General features: G+C 38.8%; 10 protein-coding genes. All 10 read right to left on the bottom strand.

The window, feature by feature from the left end:
• Positions 1-8: 8 nt before the first annotated feature.
• The 10 genes from truB to AAJG31_RS08230 all read right to left on the bottom strand — a co-directional run bounded on the left by truB (position 9) and on the right by AAJG31_RS08230 (position 13,033).
• The gene (gene truB, locus AAJG31_RS08185) at positions 9-920 is read right to left on the bottom strand and encodes a tRNA pseudouridine(55) synthase TruB (RefSeq protein WP_004225000.1); all 912 of its coding nucleotides are present in this window, start codon (positions 918-920) and stop codon (positions 9-11) included.
• Positions 921-1,035: 115 nt separating this feature from the next.
• On the bottom strand, positions 1,036-1,377 hold the full coding sequence (gene rbfA / locus AAJG31_RS08190; RefSeq protein WP_004225003.1) for a 30S ribosome-binding factor RbfA: 342 nt from the start codon (positions 1,375-1,377) through the stop codon (positions 1,036-1,038).
• Positions 1,378-1,455: 78 nt separating this feature from the next.
• The gene (locus AAJG31_RS08195; RefSeq protein WP_008178987.1) at positions 1,456-1,734 is read right to left on the bottom strand and encodes a DUF503 domain-containing protein; all 279 of its coding nucleotides are present in this window, start codon (positions 1,732-1,734) and stop codon (positions 1,456-1,458) included.
• On the bottom strand, positions 1,734-4,016 hold the full coding sequence (infB, locus tag AAJG31_RS08200) for a translation initiation factor IF-2 (protein ID WP_048391561.1): 2,283 nt from the start codon (positions 4,014-4,016) through the stop codon (positions 1,734-1,736). Before infB ends, AAJG31_RS08195 begins: the two co-directional genes overlap by 1 nt.
• A gap of 14 nt (positions 4,017-4,030) precedes the next feature.
• Positions 4,031-4,339, bottom strand: coding sequence for a YlxQ family RNA-binding protein (locus AAJG31_RS08205; protein WP_004225011.1), 309 nt, complete (start codon positions 4,337-4,339; stop codon positions 4,031-4,033).
• Positions 4,336-4,614 carry a YlxR family protein gene (locus tag AAJG31_RS08210; RefSeq protein ID WP_004269250.1) on the bottom strand — a complete coding sequence of 93 codons (279 nt, stop codon included), beginning with the start codon at positions 4,612-4,614 and terminating at the stop codon, positions 4,336-4,338. Before AAJG31_RS08210 ends, AAJG31_RS08205 begins: the two co-directional genes overlap by 4 nt.
• A gap of 136 nt (positions 4,615-4,750) precedes the next feature.
• Positions 4,751-5,890: a transcription termination factor NusA gene (gene nusA, locus AAJG31_RS08215; protein WP_048391564.1), complete on the bottom strand. Its 1,140-nt coding sequence runs from the start codon at positions 5,888-5,890 to the stop codon at positions 4,751-4,753.
• 24 nt (positions 5,891-5,914) lie between these two features.
• Entirely contained in the window at positions 5,915-6,391 is a 477-nt protein-coding gene (gene rimP, locus AAJG31_RS08220) for a ribosome maturation factor RimP (protein ID WP_004269252.1), read from the bottom strand.
• Positions 6,392-6,726: 335 nt separating this feature from the next.
• Positions 6,727-11,058, bottom strand: a complete 4,332-nt coding sequence (locus AAJG31_RS08225; RefSeq protein ID WP_279494202.1) for a PolC-type DNA polymerase III — start codon at positions 11,056-11,058, stop codon at positions 6,727-6,729.
• Positions 11,059-11,326: 268 nt separating this feature from the next.
• Positions 11,327-13,033, bottom strand: coding sequence for a proline--tRNA ligase (locus AAJG31_RS08230; RefSeq protein WP_279494201.1), 1,707 nt, complete (start codon positions 13,031-13,033; stop codon positions 11,327-11,329).
• Positions 13,034-13,108 lie beyond the last annotated feature (75 nt).

Here is a 13,108-nt window from a genome sequence, read left to right on the forward strand (position 1 = left end):
AAATCCTCCTACTCTATCGTCGGAAACATCTTATGTGGCTTCATCAAACCATCCTTTGTTGGGTGAGCTTGATAAACCGCAACTGCCTTTCCATTGATTCCATACACAATTTTATCATGACTATTTAATAATGCATCTGCTGGAAGCACTTGTCCATTGAAAATTTCTTTTTCATTGGCATTCGTAATCTCAATATATGGATAGTCTGCTAATGCATATTCGACAGGTAAAATGCAGGAAGCTACTTGCTCAGTCTCCATTAGCTCAGCAACCTGTGCTAACGTAAAACAGTTATCCTGTGTAAAAGTACCAGAAGCAGTACGTACAAGCTCCTTCATATGTGCTGGATAGCCAAGCGCCTCACCAATTTGCACAGCTAGTGTTCGAATATATGTCCCTTTACTACAGGCGATACGTACTGGAAATGTGATTTCTTGTCCCTCATAATGTGCTAGCTCATCAAGTAGCTCTAAATTATAAATTGTTACTTGGCGAGTTGGTCTTTCAACACTTTCACCTTTTCGCGCATATTCATAGAGGCGCTTCCCATTAACTTTTACTGCTGAAAACATGGGTGGTGTTTGTTCAATAACTCCAGTCAATGAAGCTAAAACCTCTAACAACTGTTCACGAGAAAATTTTTTTATCGTAAGATCTTCTTCAACGGTTTCACCTTCTGCATCCTCGGTTGTCGTGGTACGACCGATTGAAATGATTGCTTCATAGGTTTTCCCTGCGTCAGTTAAATATTCTGCTATTCGAGTTGCTTGGCCAATACAAATTGGTAGTACGCCCTCAACACCTGGATCCAGTGTACCTGTATGCCCAACTTTTTTTGTCCGCAAAATTTTGCGTAATTTAAAGACACAATCATGGCTTGTCATGCCTCTTTCTTTCCAAAGCGGTAAAATACCGTTCATATAGCTCCTCCCAAACTGCTTACTCTATCATTTATTTATTCATTGGCAATATAACTTTTTCCATGAAGCTAAAAAGTCTGCCTGCATAAACATGCATGTGGCAGACTTTTTTAGCTTATTCTTTGTGTAAATCTCTTAACAATGAATCAATACGGTTCCCATATTCAATCGATGAATCAAATTCAAAGATTAATTCTGGTGTACGTCGTAAACGAATGCGTGATCCGATTTCAGAGCGAATAAAGCCCGAAGCTTTTACTAAAGCTTTAAGCGTTTCCTCTCGTTCACGTTCGTTGCCTAAAGATGTAATATAGATTGTCGCTTGCTGTAAATCACCCGTTACTTCAACACCTGTAACAGTCACAAAACCAACACGCGGATCTTTTATTTTACGGCCAAGAATATCACCAAGCTCCTTTTTCATTTGCTCGGCAACACGGTTTGAACGTAGAGACATAATTTGTCACCTCTATTTCGATGTACAGATAGTTGTGTGTTCCATGCCTTCGTAAGCTAGACAACTATCTACTACTACTTATAAATAATCTCGCCACACATTAAGCTGTTCCCATGACGGATTTGACTCTAAATAGTGGAGCGCGTGATTAATTTCTCGTTCAGCTGCTTCTTTGGACGAAGAAACAGCAACAAGTGCTAATTTCGTACGCTGCCATACATTTTGATGGTCAATTTCCGCAATAGAAACGTTAAATTTCTGCTTTGTGCGGGTAATCATACGCTGTAAGACAGCACGCTTTTCCTTTAACGAATGGGCAGTTTGAATGATAAATTCAACCTCTGCATACACGATCATTAGGCGCGTTTAACCTCTTCCATAATATAGGCTTCAATAATGTCGCCTTCTTTAATATCATTGAAGTTTGTAATCGTAATACCACATTCGTATCCTTTTGCCACTTCTTTTACTTCATCTTTGAAGCGTTTAAGCGTATCTAGCTCACCTTCAAAAATAACGACGTTATCACGGATCACACGTACACCTGAATCACGTGTTACCTTTCCTTCTGTTACATATGAACCAGCAATTGTACCAACTTTTGATACTTTAATTGTTTGACGAACTTCTGCTTGACCAATAATTTTTTCTTCAAATTCAGGATCAAGCATACCTTTCATTGCTTGTTCAATTTCTTCAATTACTTTATAGATAATGCGGTGTAAGCGAATATCTACACCCTCTTCTTCTGCTGCACGTTTTGCGTTAACATCCGGACGTACATTAAATCCAATAACGATGGCATTAGAAGCTGCTGCAAGAGAAATATCAGATTCGGTAATAGCTCCAGCACCTGTATGAATAATTTTCACATTTACGCCTTCCACATCAATTTTCATTAGGGAGGCTGCCATAGCTTCAACAGTACCTTGAACGTCAGCTTTCACAATTAAGTTGAGCTCTTTCATTTCGCCTTGGCTCATTTGTTCAAATAAGTTATCAAGCGTTACACGTTGTTTTTCTGAACGTTGTGCTTGAATCGCTGACATTGCTCTTGTTTCTCCAACTTGACGTGCTGTTTTCTCGTCTTCAAAGACAACGAAACGGTCACCTGCTTGAGGTACATCATTTAAACCTGTAATTTCAACTGGAGTTGATGGGCCAGCTTCTTTTACTCGACGACCTTTGTCATTTACCATCGCACGTACACGACCATACGTATGACCTACAACGATTGGGTCACCTACTTTTAATGTTCCATCTTGTACTAAAAGCGTAGCAACAGAGCCACGACCTTTATCAAGCTGAGCTTCGATTACTGTTCCAAGTGCTAAACGTTCTGGATTTGCTTTAAGCTCGCCTACTTCAGCTACAAGTAAAATCATCTCTAACAATGTATCAATGCCTTCACCTTTTAAAGCTGAAATTGGAACGAAAATTGTATCTCCACCCCATGCTTCAGGAACTAAGCCATGTTCTGTTAATTCTTGCATCACACGATCTGGATTTGCCGATGGTTTATCCATTTTATTCACAGCCACAATTATTGGTACTTCAGCAGCCTTGGCATGATTGATCGCTTCTACTGTTTGTGGCATAACACCATCATCAGCAGCTACAACTAAAATTGTTAAATCCGTTACTTTTGCACCACGCGCACGCATTGTTGTGAAAGCCGCATGTCCTGGTGTATCAAGGAATGTAATTTTCTTGTCGCCTTCTGTAACTTGGTATGCACCAATATGTTGTGTAATACCACCAGCTTCTCCTGCTGTTACTTTTGTATGGCGAATAGAGTCTAATAAAGTTGTTTTACCATGGTCAACGTGACCCATAATTGTTACAACTGGCGGACGTTCTGATAAATCTGCCTCGTTTACTTCTTCTGTTTGCTCGAAGTGTGTTTCTAAATCCGTAATATCTACACGAATTTCTTCTTCCACTTCTACACCGTAGTCTGCGCAAATTAATTCAATTGCATCCTTATCTAATTCTTGGTTAATTGTTGCCATTACGCCAAGCATGAATAATTTTTTAATGATTTCAGATGGCTCACGGTGTAATTTTTTTGCTAATTCTGCAACTGATAATGATTCAACAAAAGTAATTTTTTCTGGAAGTTCCTTTTGTTTCACTGGAATTGATGGTTGATGCGTTTTTGGATGGCGACGTTTGCCTCCATGAATCCCTGGTTTTGGACGTTGGTTGTAACCACCGCCACCTCTACGATTATTATTGTTATTATTATTATTTTGTGTCATATTTCTATTTTGATTACCTTTTGTATTCTTAGATTTTTCGTTAGACGAATTTGAGTTTTGCTGTGCATGTTGCTGATTGTTTACTTTTGGCTTAGAAGTAGCAGATTGCTGCCTTTGTCCTTCTTGCTTTTTCACCGAATGCTGTGGTTTTTGCTGGCCATTTGATTGAGGTTTTTGTGCCATGTTTTGAGTTGATTGTTTTGCTACATTTTTCTCAGGTGTTGCTTTAAATGTTTGATTTAACTTTGCCACAGCGTCTTTTTCCAACATAGACATATGGTTTGTTACACTCACATTTAATTTACTTAGTGCTTCAATAACCTCTTTACTCGTTTTATTCACTTGCTTCGCATATTCATGAACTCTGATTTTGGTCATCTGCTCACCCCCGATTAGTTTTCGTTGAGTAGACTAGACAATTTACTTGCAAAACCTTTATCGGTAATAGCTAAAGCCACACGGGCCTCCTTACCTGTAGCATGTCCTAGATCATATCGATCTCCAATTACATGATACTCAACGTTGTAGTACGTGCACTTATCTTGAATTTTTTTACTAGAGTTTTTAGAAGCATCGTTTGCAAGCAGTACTAGTTTAGCATTGCCATTGCGGACTTCCTTTACTACTAACTCTTCTCCTGAAATCACCTTACGTGCTCTTGCTGCGATTCCAAGCAAATTAAATATTGCTTGATTTATCATAAAATTGACTCCCTACGAATCAGCAAAATAAGTTCCTCGTATATTTCTTCAGGAATTTTTACATCAAGTTGGTGCCCTAATACATTTTTCTTACGCGCGAGGTCAACTGCCTGCTCTGATTTAGAGACATAGGCACCACGCCCAGGCTTTTTCCCGGAGACATCTACACTTACTTCGCCCTCTTTCGAACGAACAACACGTATCATCTCTTTCTTTGGTAGCATTTCTCCAGTTGCTACACATTTACGAAGAGGTACTTTTTTGTTTACAGCCATAAGAATCACCATTCCTCTCTGAAGCTTGTCGTAAGAGGTGGACAAGTCATGCTCTACTTGACGCTCTGACAGTATTCAGTCGGCGTAGGGGGCCCACTGAATACTGTCAGCTAACTTGTCACACGGGCTTTCTTACTTATTCTTCGTCGTCTTGATATAAGTCAACTGCTACATCATCAAAATCACTTTCTTCATCATGAGCAGGGATGAAAGTGCTTGTAGCCGAAGGATAAATACCTAATTCACGAGCATCAGTCTCACTCTTAATATCAATTTTCCAGCCAGTAAGCTTCGCTGCTAGACGAGCATTTTGCCCACGTTTACCGATAGCTAGAGATAATTGATAGTCTGGTACAACGACTGTTGTCGACTTTTCTTCTTCATTCACTTGTACATCTAATACTTTTGATGGGCTTAATGCATTAGCTACAAATACAACTGGGTCTTCAGACCATTCTACGATATCAATTTTTTCACCATTTAGTTCATTGACAATTGTTTGTACACGAGCTCCCTTTGCCCCAACACATGAACCAACTGGATCCACTTCCTCATTATGAGCGAAAACAGAAATTTTAGAGCGATCTCCGGCTTCACGTGCAATTGATTTAATCTCTACAATACCCTCATAAATTTCAGGTACTTCCATCTCAAATAATCGACGTAATAAACCAGGATGTGTACGAGACACAATCACTTGAGGTCCACGAGTTGTACGTTCTACTTTTGTAATATACACTTTAATACGATCATGTGGATGATAAGATTCACCTTGGATTTGTTCATTAACAGGCAATGCCGCTTCTACTTTCCCTAAACCTACATAGATATTACGAGCATCTAAACGTTCAACAACGCCAGTTACGATATCATCTTCACGGTCTACGTACTGCTCATAAATTAAACCTCGTTCCGCTTCACGTACGCGTTGTGTAACTACTTGCTTTGCTGTTTGTGCAGCAATGCGTCCAAAGTTACGTGGTGTTACTTCCTGCTCCACGATATCCTCTAGCTGATAGGCTGGATTAATGACTTTTGCATCTTCTAAAGAAATTTGCAAACGATCATCTTCTACCTCTTCCACAACATCTTTACGTGAAAATACACGAATTGAGCCCTTATCTAAATTTAAGTCTACTCGAACATTTTGTGCTTGGTTAAAGTTGCGTTTGTAAGCTGTAACTAATGCCGCTTCAATGGCTTCGATTAACACATCTCTTGAAATTCCTTTTTGTTCTTCTAGCGCATTCAGCGCATCTAACAAATCACTACTCATTTTGTTTTCACTCCTAAATATGCTTTATGCAGAAAAATCGATGGCAAGTCGTGCCAATGCGATTTTTTCTTGTTCAATTGTTACTGTTATTTTACGTGTTTTAATACGCACTTCCATCACTAATGTATGTTCATCGTATGACGTTAAGTAGCCTTGGAATTCCTTCATGTCCTTGATGGGCTCATAGGTTTTTACATAAATAAACTTGCCAACTGCTTTGACAAAATCCGTATCTTTTTTTAATGGACGTTCCGCTCCAGGCGAAGAAACTTCTAAATAATAGTTTTGTGTAATTGGATCTTTTTCATCCAATAACAAGCTTAGTCGTTCACTCACTTGAGCACATTGATCTATGTCAATTCCACCCTCAGGTGTATCAACATAGACACGTAAAAACCAGTTTCGTCCTTCTTTTACGAACTCAATATCCACTAGCTCAAGATTTAACTCATCCACAATTGGTTTAGCGAGCTCTTCAATTAAAGATGGTACTTTGCTCATTATTTCCTCCTGTATTTATCAAATTCTAGCGTATGAATTGTTCATCACTATCAGGTTAACGCAGTAATGAACCATAATAAAACAGAAATTCCACCAGTTGCTTTGGTGAAATTTTACGGTCTTACCTGCTGTTAGTCAAAATTTGTTTTGCTACGGTTAAACAACAGAAAAGAGCGGGTATGCCCCACTCTTTTGCTGGAAAAATATCAACAAATTATTACCATTAGAATAGCACAGTTCTCGACACAATGCAAATTTCCTTCATTATAGATAACCATATTGTGTCAGGAATTTGAATTTACATTGTGACCTTTCTATGCAAAACAATTGTAATACTAGAATAGCGATAACTGATTAGCATCAGGCATGCCTTCTAAACAACCAAGCTGGTCCATGTATTCGATAAGCGTTTTGGAAACACGACCACGTTGCTGTAAATCTTCCTTGGATAAAAACTCTCCCTCTTCACGAGCAGCTACGATCGTTTTCGCCACGTTGGTTCCAAGACCCGGAATTGCATCGAACGGAGGGATTAGTGAATTGCCATCAATGACAAACTCACTAGCTTGGGAACGATATAGGTCAACCTTTTGGAAACTCATACCTCGCTCACACATTTCCAATGCAAGCTCCAGCACCGTTAATAAGTTTTTCTCTTTAGTGGATGCATCTAAGCCTTTCATATTGATTTCATCAATCCGTGCTCGAATCATTTGCGATCCTTGCACCATTGCAATTAAATCAAAATCATCTGCTCGAACTGTGAAATACGCTGCATAATAAAGGATTGGAAAATGGACCTTGAACCAGGCAATTCGTACTGCCATTAGCACGTATGCTGCGGCATGGGCTTTCGGGAACATGTATTTTATCTTTTTACAAGATTCAATATACCAACCTGGTACTTTATTGGCGAGCATCTCGGCTTCAAATTCTTCTGATAATCCCTTCCCTTTACGAACCGATTCCATAATTTTGAAGGCTAGTGACGGCTCTAGACCTTGATAAATTAAATACACCATAATGTCATCACGACAACCAATTACTTCTTTTAGCACACATGTACCGTTTTGAATTAATTCTTGTGCATTCCCTAGCCATACGTCTGTTCCATGGGAAAGTCCAGAAATTTGTACAAGCTCCGAGAATGTCGAAGGCTTCGTATCTTCTAGCATTTGACGTACAAAACGCGTACCGAATTCTGGTATACCTAGTGTCCCTGTCTTACAGCCAATTTGCTTTTCTGTAACACCTAAAGATTCAGGAGAACTAAAAATTTTCATGACGACAGGATCATCGGTCGGAATTGTTTTAGGATCAATTCCCGATAAATCCTGTAACATTCTGATCACCGTTGGATCATCGTGTCCAAGTATATCTAGCTTTAAAATATTGTCATGAATAGAGTGGAAATCAAAATGGGTTGTACGCCATTCTGCATCCTGCGCATCTGCAGGGAATTGCACTGGAGAAAAATCATAAATGTCCATATAATCTGGAACAACAATAATTCCTCCAGGGTGTTGCCCAGTTGTACGTTTTACTCCTGTACAGCCTTGAACTAAACGATCAACTTCTGCTCCACGAAAATGTAAATTATGATCATTTGCATAGCCTTTCACATAGCCATATGCTGTTTTCTCCGCAACTGTACCGATTGTTCCAGCACGGAATACATAATCCTCACCAAATAGCACCTTTGTATAGTTGTGCGCTTGAGGCTGATATTCACCAGAAAAATTTAAATCGATATCTGGTACCTTATCACCTTTGAATCCAAGGAAGGTTTCAAATGGTATGTCTTGTCCATCTTTTTTATAAGGTGTTCCACATTCCGTACAGTCTTTATTTGGTAAATCAAAGCCTGAGCTGACAGATCCATCATCGAAAAACTCGGAATGTTTACAACTAGGACAAATATAGTGAGGCGGTAATGGGTTAACCTCTGTGATTTCCATAAAAGTGGCTACTAATGAGGAACCCACCGAACCACGTGATCCAACTAAATAGCCATCAGCTAATGATTTTTTCACTAGCTTGGCAGAAATTAAATAAATTACACCAAAACCGTGTCCCAAAATCGATTTTAACTCTTTTTCAATTCGAGCTTTCACAATTTCCGGTAACTCCTCACCATAAATACGATGGGCCATTTCATAAGTTAAATTGGTTACTTCATCATCGGAGCCCTCAATTTTTGGTGTATATAGGTCATCCTTAATCGGTTTAACGTCCCCAATACTTGCTGCTACTTTTTGAGCATTCGTCACAACCACTTCTTTTGCAAGGTCCGGTCCTAAAAAATCAAATTCTTTCAGCATTTCATCAGTTGTTCTAAAATGGACCTCTGGCAGCTTAGAACGATTTAAAATATTTGCTCCACCTTGTGAACCAATAAGTATCTGCCTAAACATCCCATCTGTCGGATCTAAATAATGAACATTTCCAGTTGCAACAACAGGTTTATCTAGCTTCTTCCCGAGTTTAACAAGTTTACGGATAATATCTTCTAATGTCCATTCATCACGTACAACATTGCGTTCGATTAATGGTGCATATACAGCCTTCGGTTGCACCTCAATATAATCATAAAAACGAGCAACTTTCTCTGCTTCCTCTGGAGACTTATTCATCATTGTTTCGAATACTTCACCATTACTGCAACCTGATCCAACTAATAAACCCTCACGATATTGTTCAAGCACGGCACGTGTCACCCGAGGAACACGATAGAATGTTTTTGTATGAGAGTGTGAGACGATTTTAAATAAGTTTTTTAAGCCTGCATTATCAACTGCTAAAATTGTACAATGCATAGGTCTACCTTTTTTATAGGCATCCCCACCACCAATATGCTTATTGAAGTCATCATGGTATTTAATAGCTAGCTCATCAGCATCCTTTAATAGCTGCAGCAGTAGATATCCTGTCGCCTCTGTATCATAAATTGCTCGGTGATGCTGTGTTAATTCAATATTGAATTTTTTACACAGTGTATTCAAGCGATGGTTTTTCATTGTAGGGTAAAGCAATCTTGCTAGCTCTAATGTATCAATGACAGGATGGACTGTGTCTTCAAGACCAAATTTTTTATAGCCTGTATATAGGAAACCAATATCAAATGATGCGTTATGAGCGACAACGATTGCATCTCCAATAAAGGCATGAAATTCTTTAATGACCTGCTCTACCTCTGGTGCATTTCGAACCATATCATCCGTAATACCTGTTAATTCAATGGTAGTAGCCGAAAGTGGATGATGTGGATTTGCAAAACTTTCATATTTATCAATAACTTGTCCATCTTTAATTTTAACTGCAGCCAATTCAATAATGGTATCATATGCAGTTGATAGCCCTGTCGTTTCTACGTCAAAAACAACATACGTTGTGTCTGCCAATAAACGATGCTCTGGAGCATAGGCAATTGGTACACCATCATCAACTAAATTTGCTTCCAGACCATAAATAATCTTAATGCCATGTTTCTTGCCCGCTGCATATGCTTCAGGGAATGATTGTACCACCGCATGATCTGTAATAGCTATTGCTGGATGCCCCCACTTTGCAGCTTGAGCAACAAGCCGATCCACAGGTGTAACAGCGTCCATTTGGCTCATTGGTGTATGCAAATGTAACTCAACACGCTTTTCACCCTCTGGTGCTAAATCTTGTCGTGTTTCTTTTTTGATTTCATTAATATCATTCGCCATGACGATTAAATCACGAATAAACGTATCGGTTTGAACAGAGCCTCGAACTTTAACCCACATGCCCTTTTTCAGATGTTGCATTAATTCAGCATCATCATTGTCACGAGAAAACATTTTAACAATGATGGAATCTGTATAGTCGGTAATTTTGATTTGTAATAAGGAGCGTCCACTTTTTAATTCTTTTATTTCCGTATCAAAGACAAATCCTTCAATAATAACACGGCGTTCTTCTTCAACAATCCGTTTAATTTCCATGATTTCATCATCTTTAATATGCATCCCAAGTTGGAATGGACGGTCGCCAAGGTTGGCCAGTGCCGGATTGTCTTTCTTCTCTTGCTCACGCTTTTGGAAATCTTGCATCGCTTGCTGTGCCAGAGCCACTTCTTCCAGACGTTTCTGCTCCATAAATGCTTCCTGTGCCGCTATCATTTCTTCCGTTTCTTCTTGTAGCACAAAGTCGATTGCCATACGAGGGAAACCAAATTGACCATAGCTTTCTGCTAGTTTGTCCGCATACTTCGATTTGAGCATCATAAATTCCATTTCCTGCATACAGGATAAAGTCATTTTTTGGCCGTTCCACGTTGGTATTTGGGTAATGAGACAATTTTTAAGCGTTGGAGCCATCTCATCAATTTGTTCCACAACATTTAGCCAGTACGCTTGCACCAGTTCCTCTGTGACATTTTTTTCTAATGTTTCAAATGTCGTATTAACTTGTGCTATCGTTGAAAATTTCTCTGTCAAATGCGTACGGAAAAGCTGATATAACGGAAACGGTAATATATCCTTTAACTTAATTGTGAAATGCCAAAGTCTATCCTTTTTATGAACTGTCAGGCGTGATAGTTCACCTTCCTCAAAAAATGACATATATACATCATCTGTTAACTCTAGTTGTTGCAAGAGCATTCGAAGTCTCATTCTTGCCTCTTGTTGCTGTTCCAATCTAATGACACCTACTTTCAGAAAGAGGCAATTTCTTTAGCCTCATGTTCTAATTCGTCTCAAACGCATGATGAATTCAAGAAAAAAATTCGCTCCCACACTGCGGGCGCTCTTCAAGTTTAACAGATATTTTACCATCTGTTGTTGCTTGCTTGGCTCACTGTCCCGCAGAAGTGTCGCGAATTATTTATATCTATCTTATCAAAATTATACGAAAGCCTCTATTAAAAGCATCAAATTCTAATTATCACCAATTTTTAGCTCGTCATTAATTTTTACGAAAAAATTCATTCAGACGATCAATTACTTCTTCTTTTTTCCATTCAAATGTTTCACCCGTTTGACGGAATTTCACTTCTACAATACCTTCTGTTGCTTTTTTACCAACAGTTACTCGAACAGGTAAGCCAATTAAATCAGCATCAGCGAATTTTACACCCGCTCGTTCAGGACGATCATCTAGTAACACATCATAACGGTATGATTTTAATAAGCCATAAAGCTCCTCCGCTAATGTCACTTGTGCCTCATCTTTTGTGTTTACTGGCACAACATGAATATCATATGGCGCTAATTGTGTTGGCCATGTAAAGCCATTGTCATCTTGGAAGTGCTCCGCTACAGCAGCTAGAATACGAGAAACACCAATACCATAGCACCCCATAATAAATGGTTGAGCCTTACCTTGCTCATCTAAGAAAGTACCATTCATTTTAGCAGAGTATGTAGTACCTAATTTGAAAATATGACCAACCTCGATACCTTCTGCAAACTTAATGTTACCTTGTCCATCAGGAGAAGGATCTCCCTCTTGAATAAAACGAATATCTAAATAGTCATTAACTGCAAAATCACGCTCAGGGTTAACATTGACTAAATGGAATCCATCTTCGTTGGCACCTGCAATACCATTACGGATAGATTTAATAGCATGGTCTGCTACTACTTTTACGTCTACCGGTAAATTCACTGGACCAATTGAGCCAACGCCACAACCTAATAATTCTTGAATCGCTTCTTCACTTGCAAGTTCCACAGACCCTGCATCAAGTGCATTTTTCAATTTGATATCATTAATTTCATGATCCCCACGTGAAAGCACTACTACAAGCTCTCCATCTACATCAAAAACTAGAGATTTGATGACATTAGCAGGTTCTACTTTTAAGAATGCTGAAACATCTTCAATTGTTTTTTGCTCTGGAGTTGCTACTTTTTCTACATCTTTTAAAGCTTCATCAGATGGTTGATAGTCAACAATTACTTCAGCCATTTCGATATTTGCTGCATAATCAGAAGTATCTGAGTACGCAATTGTATCTTCCCCAATTTCAGAAAGGACCATAAATTCATGTGTTCCTTTACCGCCAATCGAACCTGCATCTGCAATAACAGCACGGTAGTTTAAGCCGAGACGGGAGAAAATATTAGAATAAGCACGATACATATCTTCATATGTTTCATCTAAACTTTCACGTGACGCATGGAAAGAATAAGCATCTTTCATGATAAATTCCCTTCCTCGTAGTAAGCCAAAGCGAGGACGTTTTTCATCACGGAATTTGGTTTGAATTTGATACAATGTTAGCGGTAATTTTTTATATGATTTAATTTCATCACGGACTAAAGTTGTAATGACTTCTTCATGTGTTGGCCCTAATGCAAAATCACGGTCATGTCGGTCTTTTAAGCGCATTAATTCAGGTCCGTATTTTTCCCAGCGACCTGATTCCTGCCATAGCTCAGCAGATTGTAGAGATGGCATTAGTAGCTCAATGGAGTTGATAGCTTCCATTTCTTCTCGGATAATTGTTTCAATTTTTGTTAGCACACGTTTTGCAAGCGGTAAATACGAGTATACCCCACTTGTATTTTGACGAATAAACCCTGCACGTAGTAATTGCTTATGTGACTTTACCTCAGCATCAGCAGGTACTTCACGTAACGTTGGGATAAATGTTTTACTTTGCTTCATTCAGTGTTCCACCTTTTTCAATAGATAAGTTTATACTCTCAATAGCATAAACAAATTTAGCTTTGAGCGCAATGT

The sequence above is a fragment of the Lysinibacillus sp. BS3 genome, assembly GCF_039614735.1.
Classification (GTDB): Bacteria; Bacillota; Bacilli; order Bacillales_A; family Planococcaceae; genus Lysinibacillus; species Lysinibacillus capsici.